The 23,500-nt window shown below is 28.5% G+C and carries 22 protein-coding genes; 14 read left to right on the plus strand and 8 right to left on the minus strand.

The window, feature by feature from the left end:
• From ACX6CF_RS20125 to ACX6CF_RS20140, 4 genes are all read left to right on the plus strand, one after another.
• Positions 1-854: carbon-nitrogen hydrolase family protein (locus ACX6CF_RS20125; protein ID WP_458787162.1), on the plus strand; the 854-nt coding region annotated here is incomplete at its 5' end.
• A 98-nt stretch (positions 855-952) separates the two neighbouring features.
• The gene (locus tag ACX6CF_RS20130) at positions 953-2,050 is read left to right on the plus strand and encodes a 3-dehydroquinate synthase II (RefSeq protein WP_458787163.1); all 1,098 of its coding nucleotides are present in this window, start codon (positions 953-955) and stop codon (positions 2,048-2,050) included.
• A gap of 52 nt (positions 2,051-2,102) precedes the next feature.
• Positions 2,103-3,416: a phenylacetate--CoA ligase family protein gene (locus ACX6CF_RS20135; protein ID WP_458787164.1), complete on the plus strand. Its 1,314-nt coding sequence runs from the start codon at positions 2,103-2,105 to the stop codon at positions 3,414-3,416.
• 209 nt (positions 3,417-3,625) lie between these two features.
• Positions 3,626-4,234 (plus strand): DUF998 domain-containing protein, encoded by a 609-nt coding sequence (locus ACX6CF_RS20140; protein ID WP_458787165.1) that lies wholly within the window; start codon positions 3,626-3,628, stop codon positions 4,232-4,234.
• Between the two features lie 44 nt (positions 4,235-4,278).
• Here ACX6CF_RS20140 and ACX6CF_RS20145 read toward each other — a convergent pair whose 3' ends face one another.
• Together ACX6CF_RS20145 and ACX6CF_RS20150 are read right to left on the minus strand one after the other, a co-directional pair.
• Positions 4,279-4,965: a sensor histidine kinase gene (locus tag ACX6CF_RS20145; RefSeq protein ID WP_458787166.1), complete on the minus strand. Its 687-nt coding sequence runs from the start codon at positions 4,963-4,965 to the stop codon at positions 4,279-4,281.
• A 626-nt stretch (positions 4,966-5,591) separates the two neighbouring features.
• Entirely contained in the window at positions 5,592-6,308 is a 717-nt protein-coding gene (locus tag ACX6CF_RS20150; RefSeq protein ID WP_458787167.1) for a LytR/AlgR family response regulator transcription factor, read from the minus strand.
• Between the two features lie 522 nt (positions 6,309-6,830).
• On the opposite strand from ACX6CF_RS20150, the gene ACX6CF_RS20155 reads away from it, so the two are divergent.
• The 5 genes from ACX6CF_RS20155 to ACX6CF_RS20175 all read left to right on the plus strand — a co-directional run bounded on the left by ACX6CF_RS20155 (position 6,831) and on the right by ACX6CF_RS20175 (position 12,801).
• The gene (locus ACX6CF_RS20155) at positions 6,831-7,940 is read left to right on the plus strand and encodes a PRK06851 family protein (protein ID WP_458787168.1); all 1,110 of its coding nucleotides are present in this window, start codon (positions 6,831-6,833) and stop codon (positions 7,938-7,940) included.
• Between the two features lie 194 nt (positions 7,941-8,134).
• Positions 8,135-9,019: a LysR family transcriptional regulator gene (locus ACX6CF_RS20160; protein WP_458787169.1), complete on the plus strand. Its 885-nt coding sequence runs from the start codon at positions 8,135-8,137 to the stop codon at positions 9,017-9,019.
• 130 nt (positions 9,020-9,149) lie between these two features.
• A complete protein-coding gene (locus ACX6CF_RS20165) occupies positions 9,150-10,136 on the plus strand; it encodes a YeiH family protein (RefSeq protein ID WP_458787170.1) in 987 nt (328 codons plus the stop codon).
• Between the two features lie 260 nt (positions 10,137-10,396).
• Entirely contained in the window at positions 10,397-11,122 is a 726-nt protein-coding gene (locus ACX6CF_RS20170) for an ABC transporter ATP-binding protein (RefSeq protein WP_458787171.1), read from the plus strand.
• Entirely contained in the window at positions 11,119-12,801 is a 1,683-nt protein-coding gene (locus ACX6CF_RS20175) for a putative ABC transporter permease subunit (RefSeq protein ID WP_458787172.1), read from the plus strand. Before ACX6CF_RS20170 ends, ACX6CF_RS20175 begins: the two co-directional genes overlap by 4 nt.
• Positions 12,802-12,875: 74 nt before the next feature.
• On the opposite strand, the gene ACX6CF_RS20180 is transcribed toward ACX6CF_RS20175, so the two are convergent.
• A complete protein-coding gene (locus ACX6CF_RS20180; RefSeq protein WP_458787173.1) occupies positions 12,876-13,424 on the minus strand; it encodes a hypothetical protein in 549 nt (182 codons plus the stop codon).
• 176 nt (positions 13,425-13,600) lie between these two features.
• Here ACX6CF_RS20180 and ACX6CF_RS20185 point away from each other — a divergent pair, with 176 nt between their 5' ends.
• The gene (locus ACX6CF_RS20185) at positions 13,601-13,756 is read left to right on the plus strand and encodes a hypothetical protein (protein WP_458787174.1); all 156 of its coding nucleotides are present in this window, start codon (positions 13,601-13,603) and stop codon (positions 13,754-13,756) included.
• A 65-nt stretch (positions 13,757-13,821) separates the two neighbouring features.
• Here the strand turns inward: ACX6CF_RS20185 and ACX6CF_RS20190 are convergent, their stop codons facing one another.
• Positions 13,822-14,010, minus strand: a complete 189-nt coding sequence (locus ACX6CF_RS20190) for a DUF1540 domain-containing protein (protein ID WP_458787175.1) — start codon at positions 14,008-14,010, stop codon at positions 13,822-13,824.
• Positions 14,011-14,306: 296 nt separating this feature from the next.
• On the opposite strand from ACX6CF_RS20190, the gene ACX6CF_RS20195 reads away from it, so the two are divergent.
• Positions 14,307-16,277 carry a beta-propeller domain-containing protein gene (locus ACX6CF_RS20195; protein WP_458787176.1) on the plus strand — a complete coding sequence of 657 codons (1,971 nt, stop codon included), beginning with the start codon at positions 14,307-14,309 and terminating at the stop codon, positions 16,275-16,277.
• Between the two features lie 55 nt (positions 16,278-16,332).
• Here ACX6CF_RS20195 and ACX6CF_RS20200 read toward each other — a convergent pair whose 3' ends face one another.
• From ACX6CF_RS20200 to ACX6CF_RS20215, 4 genes are all read right to left on the minus strand, one after another.
• Entirely contained in the window at positions 16,333-17,190 is an 858-nt protein-coding gene (locus ACX6CF_RS20200; protein WP_458787177.1) for a DegV family protein, read from the minus strand.
• Between the two features lie 259 nt (positions 17,191-17,449).
• Positions 17,450-17,851: a hypothetical protein gene (locus ACX6CF_RS20205; RefSeq protein ID WP_458787178.1), complete on the minus strand. Its 402-nt coding sequence runs from the start codon at positions 17,849-17,851 to the stop codon at positions 17,450-17,452.
• 18 nt (positions 17,852-17,869) lie between these two features.
• Positions 17,870-18,619: a hypothetical protein gene (locus ACX6CF_RS20210; protein ID WP_458787179.1), complete on the minus strand. Its 750-nt coding sequence runs from the start codon at positions 18,617-18,619 to the stop codon at positions 17,870-17,872.
• The gene (locus ACX6CF_RS20215) at positions 18,597-19,133 is read right to left on the minus strand and encodes a MotA/TolQ/ExbB proton channel family protein (protein WP_458787180.1); all 537 of its coding nucleotides are present in this window, start codon (positions 19,131-19,133) and stop codon (positions 18,597-18,599) included. The genes ACX6CF_RS20210 and ACX6CF_RS20215 overlap by 23 nt, the downstream gene beginning before the upstream one ends.
• A 396-nt stretch (positions 19,134-19,529) precedes the next feature.
• Between ACX6CF_RS20215 and mgtE the strand changes: the two genes are divergently transcribed.
• From mgtE to rpmE, 3 genes are all read left to right on the plus strand, one after another.
• A complete protein-coding gene (gene mgtE, locus ACX6CF_RS20220) occupies positions 19,530-20,858 on the plus strand; it encodes a magnesium transporter (RefSeq protein ID WP_458787181.1) in 1,329 nt (442 codons plus the stop codon).
• Between the two features lie 629 nt (positions 20,859-21,487).
• The gene (rho, locus tag ACX6CF_RS20225) at positions 21,488-23,125 is read left to right on the plus strand and encodes a transcription termination factor Rho (RefSeq protein ID WP_458787182.1); all 1,638 of its coding nucleotides are present in this window, start codon (positions 21,488-21,490) and stop codon (positions 23,123-23,125) included.
• A 141-nt stretch (positions 23,126-23,266) separates the two neighbouring features.
• On the plus strand, positions 23,267-23,482 hold the full coding sequence (gene rpmE, locus ACX6CF_RS20230; protein ID WP_458787190.1) for a 50S ribosomal protein L31: 216 nt from the start codon (positions 23,267-23,269) through the stop codon (positions 23,480-23,482).
• Positions 23,483-23,500 lie beyond the last annotated feature (18 nt).

The raw sequence follows: 23,500 nt of genomic DNA on the forward strand, positions 1-23,500 counted from the left end.
TATATTTAGTATACAAGGAAAAAATGAACAAAAAAGTAGAAATTTCATTTATTCAGTTTGGAATTGAAGCTGATCCTTTTGAGTCAGCTGTAGTAGAAGCTAATGTTAATAAGGTATGTGCTATGATTGATGAATTAGAGCCACATACAATGGATTTAATTATTTTACCTGATGAAATATTTGGAGCATACGCTTATGGACCAATGAACATACCTTTGGACTTAGAAAATGAATATCTTGATAAGATTAAAGAAAAGGCAAAGCAGTATTCTGTATATATTGCTGGTTCAATTATGGCAAAACAAGATTATATAACCTCATATAGTAAAGGCTTTTTAATTGACCGTAAGGGAGAACTTGTATTTCAGCAGAATAGAAATAACATTTTTGCTCAAGAAACAAGATTTGTTATTAAAAATGAAGATGAAATAAAAGTATATGAAACGGATTTTGGAAAAATAGCTTTATGCGTAGGAATTGATATTCTATTTCCCCAAATATCACAACAACTTATAGGTAAGGAAATCGATATTATAATATCTCCTAATATGTATTATGGTAAGAATGAAGAGACTAATGAATTTGAATACTCATTAGGATTTTTCCAAGTTGCTGCAAGAGCAAGAGCAATGGAAAATCAAGCATTTGTATTAATGAGTAATAGTACTGGGACAAATTATCATACCGATGAGCAAATGGTAGGAAAAAGCATGGTTGTCTATCCAAATGGAAAATATTATGAAACGGATCAAAGTGAAGGTAGTTATAGCTTTGAGCTAGATATAGATAATTGTGAAGACAAGTATATGTCGGTCTATAATTTAAAAACATTAGCAGATGTTAACAGTAATTAAGATATAGAAAAATAGGTGTCATAATATGTTTTTATAGAAATTAAGAATACTAAGTTATAGCAAATAAGCTTAAATATAAAGTAAAGGAATGAGAAGAAATGAAGAAAGAACTATGGTTCGATGGTAGTGTTTTAAGTCCTGAGGAAACTGGTTTGATTACCGATGCAACCAATCGAGGCTTTAATACCGTTATTTTAAATAAAAATCAACTAAAAAAAGTAAAAGTTTCAAATAGAGTTAAGAAAGCTATACGAATAAGTTCAATAGAAGAGGTCGAGAAATTTGACAAGATTGATATTTTTATTGTGGATAGTTTAAATATAGCTGAACAACTTATCAATATGAATAAATGTACTGCTTATTATACCACTGTTAATGATAAAGAAAATATGGAAAAAGCAGCAGACATTAAGATACCTGTAAATTACTTAATTATTGAGTTTCAAGATACTACCAATATTCCACTAGAACTAATTCTTGCCAAATTACAAAATGACAAGGTGAAAGTCATGAAGGTAGTTAATGAAAGTTCAGATGCTATTGTGTCCATGGGAGTTATGGAAATTGGATCAGCAGGAGTTATTATGAAGAGTAAAAATATTGAAGAGATTGTAAATCTAAGTAATGAAATAATAAAGAAAGAAATGAAGAAAATGGACTTAGTAGAATGCGAAGTTGTAGAAATTAAGCATTTAGAATTAGGGGAAAGAGCATGTCTAGATACGACTAGTATTATGAGTAAAACAGAAGGTATGCTAGTGGGTTGCACGTCAAGTGGAGGACTATTAATATGTTCAGAAGTACATTATCTTCCATATATGAATACGCGTCCTTTTAGAGTGAATGCAGGTACTATATCATCTTATGTTTGGGGTCCTAACAATATAGTTGAATATATTTCAGATTTAGAAGCTGGAAGTAAATTGATTGCTGTAGATATTAATGGTGATTCTAGAACCGTTAATGTTGCAAGAGTGAAGTCAGAAGTTCGCCCTTTAATTCTCATAGTGACAAGATACAAAGATGTTGATATAAAAGCTATTATGCAGGATGATTGGCATATGAGAGTATTTTCACCTGAAGGTAAAGCTGTTAATATCACAGATTTAAAACCTGGAGATAAAGTTATGGGGCATTGTAGTGAACCAGGGAGGCATGTAGGCATTAAAATTTCAGAGACAATCATAGAGAAATAAGTAATAAGCTCTGATATTCCCAGAGACTATATTATAGTAAGGAGGAATCATTATGCGAACACTTGAAGAAATTAATAAGAAACGCCTAGAAAATCTAAATAGAACTCTAAAAAATATACATAAAAGCCCTATGTACAGGGATAAATATAACTTTGATATAGAGGAATTAAACGATATATCCGAATTAAAGAAATTTGAAATTACAACGAAAGAGGAATTAAGAGCATATAGTCCAATTGGAAATTTAGCAGCTGATATGAAGGAAGTTGTACAATACCACGAAACATCTGGTACAACTGGCAATAGCATATCAACATGGTTGACAAGTTCAGATCATCAAGTATGGTGCGACGAGATGGAGAGTGTTGCCTTAAAATTTAACGAGAATGATAAATTAGCTATTAGATTTCCTTACGCACTTTCATTCCCAGCACATATTATCCAAGATATAGTGAAAAAAGCTGGTGGAGTAGCGATACCTATAGATAGTAGATGTGTAGTTACACCTCATACACGTGTGATTAATCTCATGATAAAATTAAAAATTACAACAGTGGCATGCTTGCCATTAGAATTAATCATGTTAGCTGAAACAGCAAAACTAATGGGATATGATCCAAAAGAGGATTTTAAATCATTAAGGGGCTTCTATACAGTTGGAGAGTTACTAACAAAAGAGAGAAAAAAACAGATTGAAAACATTTGGGGAGTGCCAGTATACGATAATTATGGTCTTACAGAATGTGGAATGGTAGCAACAGCCTGTGAAAATGGCCATTTACACGTAGTAGATGAGAACTTTATCATTGAAATTTTAGACCAAGAAACACTAGAGCCAGTACCAAATGGAGAGAAAGGTATAATAACTATAACCAATATTAATTTTGAAGGTAATCCACTAATTAGATACTATACTGGTGATATAGGCAGAATAGTAGATGGAAATGAATGTGAATGTGAAAAAAGTAGTGAAATTATTGAACATTTTGGAAGAATATATGATATAATTAAAATTGGAGACCAAGAAATATTAATGCAGGAATTACAAGATGCGATTTTAAAAGTTACAGGGGATAAGGTTTCACCATTCTGGATGGTTAGTTTTAATAAGAAAAGAATAACCGTTAACTTTGAAGAACCAGATGATGGAGGAGTCTTAGATAAAAAAGCTGCTGAGCAGGAAATATCCAATCTGTTAGGTTGTGAATGCAAAATTAAACTTAATAAGTATGGAGATCTTTTTGATAGAGAAAAGTTGCTTAAAATGCAGTTAACCATTAAACCAAAGTATATTGCTGATTATTCTCAGACATCAGATTATCCATGTACATTAAATGATTTATTGAAGGGATATGGAACATTCTAATTTGTAATAATAAAATGACATAAAATGATTTTATGGAATGAAAATGTGAAAATAATGTTACAGACTTATAACTGTTTTTATTGACATGGACTATTTTAGTATAATGGTTTAGTAAGATTAGGTACTTAACTTACCACCTGTAAAATTGATTTTCTTTGTCTTTGTAATAGTCGTATTAAGAGTTGAAATAAAATGAAGGATGAAAATGAATGAAAAAAATATTAATTATAATGTGGATCGTTGGATGCTGTGGAGAATTTTTAGTTCCGTTTATCTTAAGTTCTCGATTAAAGAATTATAGTAATTTAAGAACTGTTATGAGTGCTATAGCTACTAAGGAAAATGGAATAATAGGTATATTATATAGTTTATGGTTAATTATATTTGGGGTTATAGTTGTTAGCGTATCTTATTCGATAATAGACATCTCATCAATAGGAACATATAAAGCTGCAATAATAATCTTAGGACTATATGGTATTGGCTGTGTTATTTGTGGCATATTCCCAGTAAATAATACAAAAGAGATGATTACTATTTCTGCTAAGATTCACGGATACGTGGCAGTTATAACATTTTTCATGCTAATGTTCATTCCACTATTACTAAAAAAAGAGTTATATGCAAATGGTCTTAATGGTTTAGCTATAGGGTCTAATTTTGTATTCATTAGTGCATTTGTATTGTTTGTATTACAAATAACATCAGAAAGAGAGCAGTTTGCAGGGATGCTTTTAGGCAATACTGGTCTGTGGCAACGCCTTTATTTAGGTGTAATATATGTATACATGTCATTTGTTTTATATAATATAAGATGATATGAATTATCAAGTATAAAATAGCTTTCTATGATAAATTATAATCATAGAAAGCTATTTTTAGTGTGCTGTCGTTTTTGATCGCACAATATAAGATTAATTTCAAATTCACTATTATTAGATTGCCAATGATGTACGCCATTGTATTGTTTAACACAACCAAACAGACTTTTTAGTCCTAATCCATGCTCTAATATGTTTCTTTTATGCGTTTCTAGGTTTACCACCATTTTTTGAATAGTGTTTTTAGAATTTATTACCAAAGTACCGTTATAATAGAGTATATTTATAGATATTCGTCTATTACTTATGGAGCATTTAATAGTTGCTTCAATAGCGTTGTCCAAAATGTTACTGATGATAGCTATTAAATCTTTATCAAGAATACTAATTTTACTAGGAACTTTAATGTTGCATTCAAATACAATAAACTCTTTTTTCATTGAATTATATTTTACATTGACTAAAGTATTGATAACTCTATTCTGTGAGAAGTTATAGCAAGTAGCTATGTCTACATCTTTGATTAATGAGTTGAGTATATCTTGGACATCATTATAGAATTCATTCTGGATGTAGTTATGAATAACTACTAATTGATTATGTATATCATGTTTGAATTTTCTGATTTTCTCGTTCTGTTCTTCTACCTCTATGTAGTGCTGTTCTTTCATCATTAATTTAAGATTAACAATATCGGACTCTTTGTTCTTGATATATAATCTTTCCATATGATGAAATATGATAAAGCATACAATGTTTATAGCAAGAAATACAAAAATGACAATGTAATTAATCTCTGAATATAAATCATGATGAGTAAGTTCGAAATTATAAAATACTATTATGAATGAAATACTTAATGTTGGTACTATTAAATGAAGTAAATAATTTACAAGATTACCTTGTAGTGTATGTCTGTTGACGTATTTACTATTAAGAATTCTAATAACAATAAATAAAATAGAGTAATATAATATTTGTAAGATATATAACATATAATTGTATTCGTTGATGTAAAATCTTTTTGAGGTATATATTGTTAGTATTGATAGCCATATAAACATATTCAGTATTAAGTAGAAAAGAAAATAGTGTATGATTATATAAATCTTTTTGGATGTATTATCTTTCTCATATAATATAAAAACTATTATTAATGATAAGAATATTGTAACTAAAACGTTGATTGGATTGCTGTTAAATGTAAGCTTGATTATCGTATTAATTAATACTAAAGTCGCAAGTGTGAATATAATGAGTGGTTTGTAAGTTTTTTTTCTGAAATATATGCCCAGAAGTTTGTATTCCAAAAATAATTTTATAATACTCATGATAAATTCTATTATTATTATGATCATTTTAACCTCGCTAGAATGAATTCTCTATACTTATGCATAAACTCACTATAAAAATTTCTAGATATTGATATTCGTTTATTATTCTTTAAAACCAATTCCCTATTTTCGATTTTAAAAACAAAATCCATATTGATAATAAAAGATTTATGTACCTGGGCAAAAATAATATCATTCACATTATCATTCAATTCCTTAAAAGTTCCGTAATAAGTAAAATATTCATTATCTGTATGAACGAAAATTAACCTTTTATCTTTTTCAAAATATAAAATTTGATTATAGTTTAATGTATAAAATATTTTTCCCGACTTGAATTGAAAAATGGTATCTTTTATAGTTAAGAAACGTTTGGCTCTTATTAAGATTTTATCAACCATATCTTTATCAATAGGTTTTCGTAAATAATGAAAAGCATTAACTTCAAAAGCCTGATAGACTAGATCACTATGGTTGGTTGTGAAAATAATAAGTGCATTCATATCTTTAGATCTGATATATTTAGCAGCTTGGAGTCCGTTGACTTCTAACATTTCTATATCTAAGAAATAAATTTGGTAACAAATATTATCCTCTTCTAAGATTTGAATAAGTTCTTCACCTGATGCATACACATCGCAAGTAAATAAATGTTCATTATAATTGAAGTATTTATAAATCAGTTCTTCTAGCTTCCCACTATCTTTGTAAACATCATCACATATTGCGATTTTCATACTAATCTCCCCTCTGTATTTCCTACTATATACTTTTTTACTTACTATAATTAATTAGATTATGGTTGAATATTTGTTACAAGAAGAGGTTAATCTGGTAATTTTGTCATAGCGATAATATCACTGAATTTTTACTCTAGAGTCATTGTTATGTTTAATTAATACACTAGTAAATATAATGTATTTAAGAAAATTTCAATATGTTATTATTGTATCATATATTATGTAATATATCAAAAGATATTATATTATTATGTCTAATTTATGGTTATGAAGATTGTATTAAGATAATAAGGAATAATAATAATTGAATCAGAATATATAATACAACTACGGCTAAAAGAGTAGTATTTAATAGAATGATTCATGATGCAACTAGTGAGGAATTTGATTTAATATTCATATCAGTATGTTATAGTATCAGCAGATAAAAATTAATATTCAGCATTTTTATCACATATTTCTAACCACTCTAATAATATTATTAATATATAAATAATTATTTAGAGAGGTTATTTGTTTATGGAGAAAACAAGTAAAATTAGACATTTGTTTCCTGGGGGGAATACCACACAAGGATTTTTTTCATACTATGACAATATTTTAAGACAAGATGAAGCAACTAGAATTATATGTCTAAAAGGTGGGCCAGGTGTAGGTAAATCCACTTATATGAAGAGAATAGGTAAAGCGATGGAAGAAAAAAACTACGATATAGAATACCTACATTGTTCATCAGACCCCGACTCATTAGACGGAGTTTTTATACCAGCTATAAAAGTTGCAATAATCGATGGAACATCACCACATGTAGTTGATCCAAAAAACCCTGGAGCAGTAGATGAGATTATTCATCTAGGAGATTTCTGGAATGAAGAAGGCATAGTAAAAAACAAAAAACAAATACTAGCAGTCAATGCTGCTGTAGGTAAATTATTCAAACGTGCCTATAGATATTTAGCAGCTGCCAAGAATCTATATACTGACATTGAGCTAGTACACCAAGACGCAGTTAACAATGCAGGAGTTTATATTGAATCACAAAAAATTATTTCTAAAATACTAGGAAATATAAATATATCAAAAAATATTGGAAAAGTAAGAAAATTATTTGCCAGTGCTATAACGCCAAAAGGATTTGTCAATCATCTCGATTCAGTTGTTGGCTGTAATGATAAAGTATATAGGATAATTGGAGAACCAGGTACTAATACATCAAAATTACTTCAATTAATTATGGAAGATGCAATAAAAAAAGGGCTAGATGTGGAAGCTTTTTATTGCCCGATAGATCCTGAAAATAAACTTGAGCATTTAGTAATCAAAAAATTAGGTGTAGCGTTCATTACAACTAATGATTTTCATGACTTGGAAGTTCTTGATTCTCAGATAATAGATATGAACAGATACATTGATTATACGATATTAAATCAGTATTTTGATGTATTGCAATATGATTATAAAGTATTTAAAGAACTATTGGAGACTGCAATAAATACAATCCACGATGCTAAGAAATCTCACGATTATCTTGAAACTCTATATATACCACATATGGATTTTGATAAAGTGAAACAAAATGAGGATAAGACATTAGATAGAATATTTAAATATGCCCAAGAAAGCAAGTAAAATAGTAATAAACAGATATATAAAGTAATTATAATAGTGGATATATCATATAGTAGTCTTATTTAGTTGTTTTAGATTATACTATAAAAGATATATCCGTTTTTTTTATATATCCCTAGGTTTTTATTATTACTCCTTTTAAATTTAGTGTTTTATTGATAGAATAAGATTAACTTTTGAATAGAGGTAATGACATGATTGATTTTAAACTATTAACATTTATAACTGTAGCTAAAACTAAGAACTATACTAAAGCAGCTGATATTTTGAACATAACTCAGCCAGGAGTTTCACAGCACATAAAAGCTTTGGAAGATTATTATGATGTAAAACTTTTCTATAAAAAAGGAAAACAGATGGAATTAACTAGTGAAGGAAAGTTGCTCTTTGACCATGCAATAGAAGTTAATAGAATGAGCAAAATGATTAAACATGAACTAATAAATAAATCATCTATCATAAATAAATATTATGTAGGTGCTACATTAACTATAGGTGGTTATGTTCTACCTAGGATTATTGGTAAATATAGAAAGAAACACGAAAACACTGATATTATTTTATACGTAGAAAATACAGAAGCAATAATAAAAAGACTATATAGTGGTGATATTTACTTTGGTGTGATAGAAGGACCTTTTAATAAATCAAAAGTTAAATATGATAAGTTTCGAGATGATGAACTAGTATTGGCAGTTGCTAAATCACATCCATTTGCTGTTAAAAAATCAATAACAATAGATGAAGTATTACAAAACAAATTAATTCTAAGAGAGAAAGGTTCAGGTACTAGAAAAGTTTTTGAAAATAAACTGTTAGCATGTGGATATAGTCTGGAAGATATGAACGTTTATATGGAAATAGGTAATATAACAGCATTAATATCTTTGGTAGAATCTAATTTGGGGTGTACTATTATCTCAAAAGAGGCTATAAAAGCATCAGTAAATGCTGATACACTTAAAATTATTCCTATTGAGAACTTCAAGATCTTAAGAGAGTTTAACTTTGTCTATCTAAATGAGTTTGAATATGGTTTTATAAATGATTTTATTGAGTTTTGTAAAAATCCTGATTGAAGGACTTATATTGGTTGAATATAACATGTATAAATTTATTTTATGCTAATATAATTTATTATAATTTCAACTTATGACTGCGTACTGGTATAATTACTTTTGAAAAAGAATAAAAAGGATGGATTATTTTATGAATAAAACAATTAAAAAGTATGTACCGGGTATTATTTTTGTACTAGCTATATCTATTGTATCCATGTTTATAAATGATTTACTTAAGGTCTATATTAACCTTGAAGCACTTACAATAGCAATTATAATAGGTATTATTTACAACAATACCATTGGAACACAAAAAGTTTTTAATGATGGTGTTAAATATTCGCTAAAAAAACTACTCAAGGTAGGAATAATTTTACTCGGATTCAAGTTGAATATTCATTCGTTACTACAATTGGGACCTAAAATACTAATAATGGTTATGATATATGTTCCAGTGGCTTTGCTTCTATCTATCGTGTTAGGGAAAATATTAAAAGTTAACAAGAAATTATCTACTCTTATAGGTGTTGGGTCATGTATATGTGGTGCATCTGCTGTAGTTGCAATGGCTCCATGTATAGGTGCAGATGATGATGACTCAGTTATTTCTGTATCCATAGTGAGTTTTTTAGGTGCAATTGGAGTGCTGATATATTCAGGGGTCGCAGCTAGTCAGATGGACTTATCACCAATTCAATATGGAGCTTGGTCAGGTCTATCGCTTCATGGCGTTGCTCATGCTATTGCTGCTGCATTTGCAGGTGGGAACGAAGCTGGTGAGATTGGAACGTTTGTTAAAATGACAAGAGTATTGATGCTTGTCCCTGTCTCAATTATTTTAAGCATAGCATTTAATAAAGGAAAAACCAGTAACAAGAAAGCTAAATTTCCAATGTACGTTTTATATTTCATTGTTGCAGGAATAATTAATTCATTGGGGATAATTCCAACCAGTATTACGGATATTTTATCTAAAGGAAGTTCAATATTCATCTTGATGGCTATGACAGCAATGGGACTATCAGTTAACCTTAAAAGTATATTAAATAAAGGGGTTAAAGCATTAATTACTGGTACTATAGTATTTATTATATTATCTACAGGAAGCCTTCTGGTCATAGTTAATATTTTATAATTTGATTTTATTGCAAAAATATAATAGAGTTTTTAAATTAAAATGTGTTCACAACACATTTTTTTGCTATATAAAAATAATAATAAATTCTATTTTATATAGCAACAAGTATTACTATTTACAAAAACGCAAATTCATGTTATTATCAAATTAGACATTTAGAATATTATCTAATTATATAAATGAAATAAAAAATAGTAAAGATTGTTATAAGCTTATAAATTATTTAGCTAATTTAGAACTGTAGAAAGGAGAATAAGATGTTAAAAGTAAAAAATCTATCTAAAACATATTCAAAAGGAAACATCAAGGCAGTTGATAATCTGAATTTTTCAGTTAAGAAAGGGGAGATATTTGGGTTCTTAGGACCAAATGGTGCAGGAAAAACTACTACAATTAAAATGATTGTTGGATTATTAAAACCAACAAATGGTGAAGTTATAATAAATAACATAGATAATCAAAAAAATGTATTACAAGCTAAGAGACACATTAGTTATGTACCTGATAAACCAGAGGTATTTGATAAGTTAAAAGGTATCAGCTATTTGAACTTTATTGCCGATGTTTATGGAGTTAATGCAGAAGAAAAAAGAAAAAGATTAGAATATTATTTGGAGCTATTTTCAATGAAGGATGCAGTTAATGATGTAATCAGTAGTTATTCTCATGGTATGAAACAGAAGATAGCTTTAATAGGTGCACTTTTACACGAACCTGATCTCTTTATATTAGATGAACCAATGGTCGGGCTGGATCCAAAGTCTTCATATAACTTAAAAGAGGTTATGCGAAGCAGGTGTAAAAAAGGCAAATCAGTATTTTTCTCTACACATGTTTTAGAGGTAGCAGAAAAATTATGTGATAGAATTGCTATTATCAACAAAGGGCGAATAATAGCACAAGGAACAATGGAAGAATTAAGGGCACTAGAAGGAGAAGAAAATTCTTTGGAAAAAATATTCTTGGAGTTGACTGAAAAATGAAAGAAATAATAAGACTAACCAAAGTAAGCTTAATTAGTGGATTTAATTTACAAAGTTTGAATATAAAAAATCTTAAAGCCAACAGAAGCCTTTGGAAGTTACTGTTGGCAGTTACTATTGTTGCAACTTTTGTAGTCATGTATATTGGTTATTTTAGATTTGTAAATAAAATGAGTTTAACTTTTATACAAATGAATCAAAGTTATTATTTTAATGCTTTATTATATAATATAATAAGTTTGTTAATATTTATATTTGGAATACCTTATATAATGTCATATTTTTATTTTTCAAGAGAGACAGAGATGTTATTGGCATTACCAATTAAGCCTAGAAATATATTGTTATCAAAATTCCTACTACTTCTGATATACGAATATATTATAGTATTTTTAGCTATGACACCTGTGTTTATAATTAATGGGATGCATCAAAGTGCGGGTATAGCCTATTATATTATTGCAATAATTCTAATGTTCATTACACCAGTGGCGCCATTAGCTCTATGTAGTATTATACTGATGTTAATGGCTAGGGTAACTAATTTCAGCAGTAAAAAAAATCTAATGAGAGGAATATTTTTATTCCTAATTACATTTTTGGCAATAGGTATTCAGGTATATTTGCAAAACAATGCAGTGTTGATAGAACAAGGTGAATTTTATAAGGAGTTATTAACTAATAATGAAGCATTAATAGATATGCTAGGTAATATAAATCCTCTAGCGAAATGTCTAGGAACTTCTCTTGTCTCTACTATAACTTTTAAAAGTATGATTAATCTACTGATTTTTATAATAGTCAATATAATATTTTTTGGTTTATTTGTGGTTGTAGGAGACAAAGTTTATTTAGATGGAATAATTGGAGGTAATGAAGTTCAATCTAAGAAAAAAGAATTGACTGATAAAGAATTCAACAGGGAAATCAATAAAAGCAATAGTCCATACCTAGCCATATTCAAAATAGATGTTATGACTATATTGAAAACGCCAATTTATTTGTTTAATTGTTATGGAGCAGCAATTATTGTGCCTATAATAATTATATTACCAATAGTGTTTGGAGGAGAGATTAATTCAATCTCAATTCAATCAATAATAGATTTATATTATATTCAAACAGATTATGCTAACTTCATTATTGCGGGAACTTTAATTCTAACATGTTTATTTAATCCTACCTCAGCTACTACTTTTTCTAGAGAAGGGAAATATTTTTGGATAAGCAGGATGATACCAGTAGAACCTAGAGAGCAGATTATAGGAAGAAGCTTAAGTGCTTTGCTACCTCAACTTTTTCTAGTAATAGTTTTAATAGTAGGGTTGAATACAATATTAGATGTTGAAATAAGTACTTATATTATTGGTTGTGGTTTAGGGTTAATCAGTTCTATACCTATAATATTATTAGGGATGATAGTTGATATACAAAGACCATTATTGAATTGGAGCAATCCCCAAAGGGCTGTTAAGCAAAATATGAATGTAATAGTCACAATGCTATTAGGAAGTGCCATTGTTTTAGGATTAGGTAGTTTAACATGGTTACTATTAAAATCATTGGTTGATAGTACAATAATTTTTTGTATCAATTTAGTTATAATCATTATATTAACATTAATTTTATATAGGATGTTACAAAATAAAATTCAATCTAGGTTTGTAGAAATAAATTAATAAACTAGATACTTATAAACGACGAAAACGTGTGCTTTAGCACACGTTTTTTATCCAGTAGGACATAACCACTTTTATAATGTTGGTGGGTAAATACCTACCATATCAGAATTATGAATATAGATATAGTCATTTGGTTGTGGATCAATGATAACTAAATGTACCATTCCATCTCTATTAATTCCTTTAATATAAACATTAACTCTACCATAGCCAGGAATATAAGTGTTAATAACTTTTCCAATGTTATCTTTTATAACTGGAGTAGGTATATACTTTACTGAAGGATCTTTTTTACCACCTTTTTTTGGATTTCTGCGATTACGATTTTTTTCATTTCTAGGTGGATAAGGTCTAACTGCTGGTAAAACTGACCATGGATTATATCCATAATCATTTGGCATTTGTTCCTCAGGTGGATTGTTATAATTATTATAGTTAGTTGGTTCTTGCCTTGGTGGACTATTATCATAATTATTTGGTTGTTGATTATGAGGGTTTCCTTCATAATAACCATCGTTTCCATAATTAGGGAAAACATTCCAAGGGTTATATTGCTGTTGACTAGAATTTTTATCTGCATTGTAGTGTTTTTTCTCTTCTGTCTTAATATAAGGACTCACATAAATCACCTCCTATATTATATTATGGAAAAGCTAATTCTTTTGGGATAAGTATTTGAACTATATACAATAATTTAACAAAAACATTTTATGTAATAATGTAAAAATTAATGGTTAAAATATTTATGTAACTATTTAATCACTATAAAAAGAAGCTTATGAATAGGAGTAGTATCATGCATAAAAAAGAAGAGAATAACAAAAACAATAATTATAATACTGATATTCCTGATTACAGTTCTAAGTTAAATAATTCAGAAACACCTTATCCAAATCCACAAGATGATTATGATGAATTTGCAAAAGAGTTGAATCCAGATGATTTTGAATAAGTAGTTAAAAAAAGTGGCTTAATATGAGACAGCCACTTTTTCCTTGCAATTCTTAACTGATAAAACTACCTAGATTCAAAACTACCGCAATCTGTAATTTCTTGTGTCTTAACTGAGTTAGTCAAGTTGTCCAAATTAGAAACACTTGAATTAACTACTTTAATGTGATCAAGTGAACAGAAATCATTGTCAGTATGATATTTACATTCGCTTACGGTACATCCTATACTAGAATTATAATTCCCTGATTGCATTAAAAAGACTCCTCTCATTTTACATTAATATAGTTATCAATGAAAAAAAACTAAAGGTTAATACACAAATATTTATAATGACGATCATATACATACTAGCTATTTATCATCTTATGTATTAACCATAATATTAATTTCTCCTAAAATATATGTATTATACATAAAAAACAAGTAATATTTTCAGGAAAATATTTTTATTTTGTATTATCACCACAATAAAAAACAATGATATATTGGAACAAAATGGTTTTTATAATCGTCAAAAATTATATAGGCTAAAAATGAGGAGGTTAAACATGAAAAAATTTTTGAGTTTGAATCTTATTATATGCATACTAAGTTTAATAATAACAGGTAGCTATTTACTGATTGATAATAACAACGTATATGCAGAAGATAACCAGTCTATGACATTATATGGAAAAGAGGAAATCAATACCAAAGAAATATTTAATCCATCTATTGACATAATCCATAAAATACAATCACAATTTGATTTCAATTTAATAAAAAAAATAATAAAACCAACTGTCAATAAAGATACTTTTACATTACCTACTATAAAATCAAAAGAAGAATTAATGAGATTGATAAAAGATAATATGTACGATTATTGTGATATATATAATGGTAAGAACAATATTGAAGTGACTTATGATAACGGAACTTATACAGATAGTAAATCATCAGAGAAACTTAAATCCAATACTAATAATCAAGTTCAAGGAGTAGAAGAGGGAGACAGTGTAAAAACAGATGGTAAATATATCTATATAGCGAATAATAATAAAATATCTATTATAAGCACTGACCCTAAAGAAGCAAAAGTCATAAGTGAGATTACTCTAGGGGAAGATGAAAAAGATATAGAAGATATTTTCTTGGTAGAAAATAAATTAATAGTAGTTGGTAATAAATACGGTTTTTATGTAGATAAAAAGCCAATGTATGATAAGAATAAAAAAGGGACTATTGGTTTTCGTCATACCCATGATATTAATGTAGAAACAAGTTTTGTTAAGATATACGATTTGAAAAATATTGATACATCAAAATTAATTAAAGATTATACTTTTGATGGCTACTATATTTCAGCGAGAACCATTGGAAATAATTTTTATATGGTGACATCCAAGACAATAAGTGAGTACAGATACTATAATTATAAAGAAAAAGATGACTTTGAAGATAATATATTACCGTTCTTCATGGACAACAAAACTAAAGAAAAGATTACTATCAATTATAATCAAATCAAATATTTTCCAGGGAATATAGAACCCAATTATTTAGTTACTATAGGAATAGATTTAAAAGATATTGAAGAAATACCAGATGTAAATGCTTATTTAGGAAATACCCAAAATATATATGTGTCCCAAAATTATTTATATACTGCTTTATATAAAGAACATGAAACAATAGTCTATCAATTTAGGCTTGAAAATGGGAAAATCGCTGAGTCGGGCAAGGGTAAAGTTAATGGAAATATACTCAATCAATTTTCTATGGACGAATATAATAATTATTTTAGGATTGCTACTACAAGTTGGAATACCAATAAGTCAAAAAATAATGTGTATATATTAGATGATGATATGAATACCGTAGGTAAGTTGGAAAATATCGCAGAAGGAGAAAAAATATACAGTACCAGGTTTATGGGAGATAATGTATATATGGTTACATTTAAACAGATTGATCCGTTTTTCGTAATAGATACATCAGACGTAACCCAACCACAAATACTGGGATATCTAAAAATACCAGGTTATAGCAAGTATCTCCATATGATTGATGATACCCATGTTTTAGGATTTGGGCAAGAAACTCATGAAGGAAAATATGGAACTAGAACTGATGGCTTCAAAATATCTCTATTTGATGTAACTGATTTTAATAATCCAATTGAAAAGGATAAGACTTTAATAGGAGAAACTGGTACTAGTTCAGAATTACTATTTAATCATAAAGCTCTAATGTATCTAAATGAGAATAATATGATGGCTTTTCCAATCCAGATTGTAGAAGATAACAAACATACATTTAAAGGTGCGTATATCTATAATATTAATGATTATCATTTAGAATTAAAAGGCGGATTGACTCAGTTTGATGATTCAAGTGAGTTTGCTGTTTATTATCCAGATAAAAACATAACCAGGATATTAAGTGTAGATAAATACTTATATACAATATCCCCAAATGCTGTATTCATACACAATATTAATGATTTAAGCAAAGCAGGAGAAGTTAAACTGCAATAAACTACTAGGGGCTTTTATATTACAAAAGCCCCTAGTTGATATAATCAAAGTTATATTAATTTAATTTATTTAAAAAGAATATAGACAAAGTACCTGGACCTGAATGAGCACCAATGGCACAACCAACATCTCTAATTACAAATTCCTTAATACCAAATTTTTCTTCTAATTTAGCTTTTACTTTCTTAGCTGTTTCCAAATCATCAGCATGATTAATAGCAACAATTTGTTCTCCTAGTCTGTCACCACGTTCTTCAACAATATCAATCATTCTGTTAATAGATTTTTTTCTACCTCTAACTTTTTCAACAGGTATAAGTTTACCATCCTCTACATCTAGGATAGGTTTAATATGAAGAACAGATCCTATTACTGCAGCAGTTTTAGAAACACGTCCCCCTCTGTATAGGTATTCAAGATCCTCAACTGTGAATATATGTTCCATATGTTTTTTGCAGTAAAGTATCCTGTCGATAACTTCTTCCTTGGAAGCTCCATTTTCGGCTGTCAAAGTACTTAAATATACTATTAGTCCAAAACCAAGTGAAGCAGCTTTTGAATCAATAACTGTTAGATCAAAATCAGGATATTCATCTTTAATATCTTGTTCAACAATCTTAGCTGTTTGATATGTACCGGATAATTCGGAAGAGAAAGCTATATAAATACATGGTTTATTAGAATCTACATATTTCCTAAATACAGAATCAATACTTTCATAAGTAGCTTGAGCTGTTTTGACCATACCACCTTCTCGCATATATTTAAATAGTTCTGCAGGTTTTACATCTACGTTATCTTTATATTCTTTATCATTCATATAAACAATCAATGGTAAAACGTCTATATCATATTTACTAATTATATCATCAGGTAAATCACAGGCGCTGTCTGTTATTATTTTTACATTCATTTAGTATCCCTCCTTAGATAGTTATAACTATATTGTACACTAATTTCTAATTTTATACTATGTTTTTTACCGATTTTTTAGGTATATACTCACAACAGTGCGCCAATACACGAAAATACCATATATAATGATAAGAACGCCTTTAACAGGTTGTTGCTACATCTGAATCAGATAATAGCAACAAATGTAACAGAAGTGATTATCATTATATATGGTATCAACATATTACCGTTGTCTTATTCTATATATTCTATACAAACTAATTATTATTTATAACACTAGAAGTAATAACCTTAAAACTTTCTTCATCCAAATAATTCTCTATTCTAGTAAAAGTTTCATTATAAGCACCATTATCCATTAGATTAATAGTAGACTTATCAGAATCTAACTTGGATAATTCAGACTCTAAATCCTGTATACTGATAGACTTTTCATTTAATGTGATTTTATCATCCTTAACTACTATATTGAAGTATTTATTATCTTTATCCTTACTTGTTTTGTTTGATTGGGTAGTATTAGAAGATTTATTCAAATCTATTTTAAAATTGAACCAATCAAAACCAAAATTATCAGCTCCTAAAAAAACAAGTAGCCCAAGAACAACAATAGTTAATAAAACTTTACCTTTTCTGCTTTTTTTTCTGTATCTTGACATGTGCATATCTCCTTCTATCTAACCTATTGGTAGAACATATTTTGTTTTGAAAATTTTATTCGTTCCATGTTTCTGTTGAATTTCTTTTATAGCATCCCATACTAGATTAAAGGCATATCTATAAACGTGATCTTCTTCACTTAGAGTAATCAATATGAAAGTATAACCACCTTCTCTATTATCAATAACTTTCTCAATTATGTCTTTTATCTGTTCCTTTTTATTACTTTTACCTTCTGCACCATTTATTTCTTCTAAGGTTATATAAGTATTAGTATCTTGATTATTAATAAATAATTTATTTTGTGTAGATTTTAACTTGATATCAATAAAAAAATACTTTTTAGATATAGTTTCATATTTGTGTAGCTGTTCCAAGAGTGAATCATTATTAATTAACTTATCAATATCTTTGCTTTTTGCAATTTCTTCCAGTGTGTTCTCATTACTAGAAAACCATTTAGCAAGATTTTCTGATACGTTAAGTAATGTTTCTTTTTCATTAGCTACATCAAATGATATTTCTTCCATAGTATCATTTATATTATCAACTTCTTTTTGTAAATCTATAATATTTTTTTCTAATTCTGCTATTTGTTTTTCTTTTGCGTTTATGGTGCTCTGTAATTCATTATTTAATTCCTGTTCACCATTAAGTTTGTTTTCTTTTTCTGAACTAGAAGCATTAACATTTAACATAAATGCAAAAAGCAATATTAAAACAACATCAAGCAATGGTGTCAGATCAAGAAATATTTTTTGCTTCATAGCCATCACCTTTACTTGTATATCTATCGATTCTACTTATTAATAAATTGAAATTATCATCATTAAAAGCTATTTTTGGAGATACGGTTCCATCAATTGCTTTAAAGATAATAGCACATACTAGTCCCCAGAAAGTTGAAGTTAAAGCTGTAGTGAAATTTAACATTATTGTGTCACTATTAAATGAAACAAGTCTAAGTAGAGATATTATTGTGCCAAGTATACCCATAAGAGGGAATATAGTAGTTATTGAGGCAAATAAGTGATAGCACTTTGTTTCTTTTTCTTTTAGTTTGCGTAATAGGTGCAAATCTAATTCAGAATTATTATTCTGCCTGATTGAATTAATTATCTGTTCTATGGGAAGATATATAGTTGGTTGCAGGGAATGTTCTAATTCAGCATTAGATTTTTTTAATCTAGGTAAAATGTAAAATAGATTAGCAAGGGCTAAAATAATAATCAAACCATCATAGCCAAGTAAATTTTTAAAGATTATTACAAAAAACTGCATAGGTTACCCCCTAAAATATAGTCGCTTTTCTTGTTCTACAGGAAACTTTCGTGTAGAACCAAATTATACCATAAAATGAGTTAATGCGTAGAAAAAAATAAATTGTCACAATTAGTTTATTAAATGAATATATTAAAAAAACTAGACAATATTGTAAGAGTGTAGTAAAGTACTAATGAAAAGGTGAAAATATAAACTAGCTAATTAAATTAAGTGAATGATAAAAAGTTGAAAATAAACTTAACTTGGAAAGGAGATGGTAGCATGGACGCAGGACCTGGGTGCAGTTATCATAATAAAATTAAATATTATCTACCATCTCTAAGCCAAGAGCGTTAATAACATTTATCTCTTTTGTGTTTTATTTATGGTAGGATACATAAAGGGAGGATCTATATGGATTTAAAAACACTAATAGAACTATTAAAGGATAAACAATTATCTAAGATTAGGAATGAATTATCAGTCCTCCAAGAGGCTGACATAGCTGAATTACTTGAAGATATAGAAATAAAAGATTCTTTATTGATTTTTCGTCTTCTTCCCAAAGAAGTTGCGGCAGAAGTCTTTTCTTTTTTCGATGTTGAAAGACAATCAGAAATTTCCTCTTTAGTTAGTGACAAGGAACTTGCAGATATAATTAATGAATTGAATTTCGATGACAAAATAGATTTAATTGAAGAAGTACCCGCTAATTTAGTCAATAGGATATTACAGCATTCTACGGTAATTGAACGTAGACTTATCAATCAGTTTTTGAATTATCCTGAAGATTCCGCTGGTAGTCTTATGACTATTGAATTCGTAGGACTAAAAAAAGAAATGACTGTTAATGAAGCTATGGATCAAATAAGACGTATTGGTCTTGATAAAGAGACTATTTATACAAGTTATGTAACGGGTTCAAAACGAACTCTAGAAGGAATAATATCTCTAAAAGATCTGGTACTAAATGACAAAGAAATTATTATATCTAATATTATGGAAACGGGTGCCATATCTGTAAATACCCATGATGACCAAGAATTTATTGCAGAAGTATTCAAAAAATATAATTTTCTATCATTACCAGTAGTTGATAATGAAAATAGATTAGTTGGTATAATTACAATTGATGATATAGTGGATGTTATTGAAGAGGAAACAACAGAGGACTTTCAACGTATGGCTGCTATAGAACCTACTGATCTAGAGTATCTAGATGCTTCTGTGTTAGTATTAGCAAAAAAAAGGCTGCCTTGGTTGGTAATACTTATGTTTTCAGCATATTTAACTGAAATGGTAATGAATAATAACAATAATTTGATAATGCAGTTTGCACTAGCAATATATACTCCTATGCTCATGTCTACAGGAGGTAATGCAGGTGCTCAATCAGCTACATTAGTAATACGTAGTATAACTCTAGGAGAAATAAAGTTTCTTGATTTATTCCGTGTTTTATGGAAAGAGATAAGAGTAGGTTTGATGGTTGGAACTACACTGGGTATATTGAATTGTATTAGAATATATTTTACAGATGGAAATGTATCAAAAGCAATAATGGTAGGTTTGACACTAATATGTACGACTGCTTTTGCAGCCATTATTGGTGGAACACTTCCAATAGTAGCTAAGAAATTAAGACTTGACCCGGCAATAATGGCAAGTCCTATGATTACTACCATTGTTGATGTGACAACATTACTAATATTTTTCAGAGTTGCATCACTTATTTTGGCATAGAATTATTTGCAATATTATATGTATTTATGATAAAATAACTTGAATATCAAATATAGAATATTATTAAGGTAGAAATAATTTTTGATAATAAAGAACGTAGACAAATTAGGAGGATAATTAATGTTAGTTACAGGGAAAGAAATATTACAAAAAGCCCACATAAATCAAAAAAATAAAAAATTTATCATAAAAATATGTTAATCCATTTTTTTATGGTATAATAGATATAATGTATAAAATTGCTTTGAATATATAAGAAACAATTTAATATACTAATATAGGCTGTTGAGACTATGACATTGCTTAAAACTAAGACATTATATTGAATTGAATTATTTGGAAAAGTAAATTCAATATAAGCATATCCAATTTATATTTCATATGACTTATCATTATTATTCCCAATATAAAATGTATATTATAGATTAAATAATTCGATAGTAATTAATTTAATTAATGGATGGTTTGTTATTATATTGTAAATAATCATCATGGGACAAACTTTGGTATAAATTTTATTGGAAAATTTTTATTAATAAATTAAGTCTAACTAATATAACATATTTGATATAATATTTACATAGTTTCGGTTGGAGTAATAATTAATTAAAAACGGAAGGGGTGCTCTAATGAGTACAGATTTCAAAAAATTCACTTTAGCTGAGCTTCGAAAGAAAGCAAAAGAAATTGGCATTAGAAGTGTTACAACATTCAAGAAAGCAGAGCTTGTGCAAATTCTTACAGAAGTTGAAGCTAAACAACAAGGAAAAGAAGAAGAAAAACAGGAACAAAAGGTAGTGCAAGAACAACAGAATAAAGTAGAACCAGAACAAAAAGAAGTAAAAGAACAAACTAACTTGAATAAGAAGCAAATAATGAAAACACAACCTAAACTCGAAAAAGAGGAACAGAAAGAAGTACCGAAGGTAGAACAAAAAATAGAACAGTCTGTGAATAATGAGAAAACTGTTCCGCAAAAGACAGAATATAAAAAACAGCAAAATAGAATAGAAAATAATAATGAAGTTCAAAAAGATATAAATAAAGAATCTAATGAAAATGACAAGGAAATTAAAAAAGAAGTACAGAGTAAGCCTAAAAAAACTGTACCTTCAGATTTCCAAGATTTAAATAGTGGTGAAATAGCTTATGGAGTACTAGAAGTATTACCAGATGGATTCGGTTTTATTAGATGTGCTAATTATCTGCCAGGTGAAGATGATGTTTATGTGTCACCATCACAAATTAGAAGATTTAGTTTAAAGACTGGAGATTTAATAATTGGTAATATAAGAGTACCAAAAGAAAATGAAAAATTCAGAGCATTACTATATGTCCAGTCTGTAAATGGCGATTCACCTGCCAATGCTGCCAAAAGACCTAATTTTGAAGACTTAACACCTATATTCCCTAATGAAAGGGTTCGTCTTGAAACTATCTCTTCAGAATATTCCACCAGACTAATTGATTTTGTTGCACCTATTGGTAAAGGGCAAAGGGGTATGATTGTAGCACCTCCAAAAGCAGGTAAAACAACACTACTCAAAAAAATTGCGAATGCTGTAACAACAAATCATCCTAATTCTCATCTAATAGTTCTATTAATTGATGAAAGACCAGAAGAAGTAACAGATATAAGACGTTCTATTAATGGTGAGAATGTAGAGGTCATATATTCTACTTTTGACGAACTTCCTGAACATCATAAAAGGGTTTCAGAAATGGTGTTGGCAAGAGCTAAGAGAATGGTTGAACAGAAAAAAGATTTATATATATTGCTTGATAGCATAACGAGACTTGCTAGAGCTTATAATTTAACTATTCCGCCTAGTGGAAGAACTTTATCTGGTGGTCTTGATCCAGCAGCACTTCATATGCCTAAGAAATTCTTTGGAGCAGCTAGAAACATCGAAGAAGGAGGAAGTCTTACAATACTTGCTACAGCACTTGTAGAAACAGGAAGTAAGATGGACGAAGTTATTTTTGAAGAATTTAAAGGAACAGGTAATATGGAATTGGTTCTTGATAGAAAATTATCTGAAAAAAGGATTTTCCCTGCAATTGATATTGCCAAATCTGGTACAAGAAGAGAAGATTTACTTTATACAAAAGATGAAATGGATGCTATTTATAGATTGAGAAAAGCTAGTAGCAATATGCGTTCAGATGAAGTTACTGAAAGTATACTAAAAGTTTTTGTGAAATCTAAGAATAATAATGATTTCTGTAATACTATTAACAATAATTTACTAGATAAATATAGATAAATCTACAAACTAATTAAAACAACAGGAAAAGTATTGCATCCTATAATTTCATGTGTTATAATATAAAAGCTGTTTTAAAATATAAGTTCGACTTATGTCGGCATATAATATTAAGGCTAATATTTGAAAGAGGTGAAACAAATGAAAGAAGGAATTCATCCAAAATATCATCAAGCTAACGTTAAATGTAACTGCGGTAATGAATTTGTTACAGGTTCAACAGAAGAAAGTATTCACGTTGAAATTTGTTCAAAATGTCATCCATTTTATACTGGAACTCAAAAGGCACTTTCTGCTCGTGGACGTATAGATAAATTCAACCGTAAGTACGGTATGAATCAAGAAGAGAATAAATAGTTAGCAAAGAAGTTGAGG

This window comes from Vallitalea sediminicola (genome assembly GCF_054408565.1).

Excerpts from the sequence above, each read along its gene's own strand:
- ACX6CF_RS20135 (WP_458787164.1), top strand. The coding sequence starts at position 2,103 with ATGCGAACACTTGAAGAAATTAATAAGAAACGCCTAGAAAATCTAAAT.
- ACX6CF_RS20185 (WP_458787174.1), top strand. The coding sequence starts at position 13,601 with ATGCATAAAAAAGAAGAGAATAACAAAAACAATAATTATAATACTGAT.
- mgtE (WP_458787181.1), top strand. The coding sequence starts at position 19,530 with ATGGATTTAAAAACACTAATAGAACTATTAAAGGATAAACAATTATCT.
- ACX6CF_RS20140 (WP_458787165.1), top strand. The coding sequence starts at position 3,626 with ATGAAAAAAATATTAATTATAATGTGGATCGTTGGATGCTGTGGAGAA.
- ACX6CF_RS20160 (WP_458787169.1), top strand. The coding sequence starts at position 8,135 with ATGATTGATTTTAAACTATTAACATTTATAACTGTAGCTAAAACTAAG.
- rpmE (WP_458787190.1), top strand. The coding sequence starts at position 23,267 with ATGAAAGAAGGAATTCATCCAAAATATCATCAAGCTAACGTTAAATGT.
- ACX6CF_RS20190 (WP_458787175.1), bottom strand. The coding sequence starts at position 14,010 with ATGCAATCAGGGAATTATAATTCTAGTATAGGATGTACCGTAAGCGAA.
- ACX6CF_RS20145 (WP_458787166.1), bottom strand. The coding sequence starts at position 4,965 with ATGGAAAGATTATATATCAAGAACAAAGAGTCCGATATTGTTAATCTT.
- ACX6CF_RS20150 (WP_458787167.1), bottom strand. The coding sequence starts at position 6,308 with ATGAAAATCGCAATATGTGATGATGTTTACAAAGATAGTGGGAAGCTA.
- ACX6CF_RS20215 (WP_458787180.1), bottom strand. The coding sequence starts at position 19,133 with ATGCAGTTTTTTGTAATAATCTTTAAAAATTTACTTGGCTATGATGGT.
- ACX6CF_RS20130 (WP_458787163.1), top strand. The coding sequence starts at position 953 with ATGAAGAAAGAACTATGGTTCGATGGTAGTGTTTTAAGTCCTGAGGAA.
- ACX6CF_RS20155 (WP_458787168.1), top strand. The coding sequence starts at position 6,831 with ATGGAGAAAACAAGTAAAATTAGACATTTGTTTCCTGGGGGGAATACC.
- ACX6CF_RS20195 (WP_458787176.1), top strand. The coding sequence starts at position 14,307 with ATGAAAAAATTTTTGAGTTTGAATCTTATTATATGCATACTAAGTTTA.
- ACX6CF_RS20165 (WP_458787170.1), top strand. The coding sequence starts at position 9,150 with ATGAATAAAACAATTAAAAAGTATGTACCGGGTATTATTTTTGTACTA.
- ACX6CF_RS20210 (WP_458787179.1), bottom strand. The coding sequence starts at position 18,619 with ATGAAGCAAAAAATATTTCTTGATCTGACACCATTGCTTGATGTTGTT.
- ACX6CF_RS20175 (WP_458787172.1), top strand. The coding sequence starts at position 11,119 with ATGAAAGAAATAATAAGACTAACCAAAGTAAGCTTAATTAGTGGATTT.
- ACX6CF_RS20170 (WP_458787171.1), top strand. The coding sequence starts at position 10,397 with ATGTTAAAAGTAAAAAATCTATCTAAAACATATTCAAAAGGAAACATC.
- rho (WP_458787182.1), top strand. The coding sequence starts at position 21,488 with ATGAGTACAGATTTCAAAAAATTCACTTTAGCTGAGCTTCGAAAGAAA.
- ACX6CF_RS20205 (WP_458787178.1), bottom strand. The coding sequence starts at position 17,851 with ATGTCAAGATACAGAAAAAAAAGCAGAAAAGGTAAAGTTTTATTAACT.
- ACX6CF_RS20200 (WP_458787177.1), bottom strand. The coding sequence starts at position 17,190 with ATGAATGTAAAAATAATAACAGACAGCGCCTGTGATTTACCTGATGAT.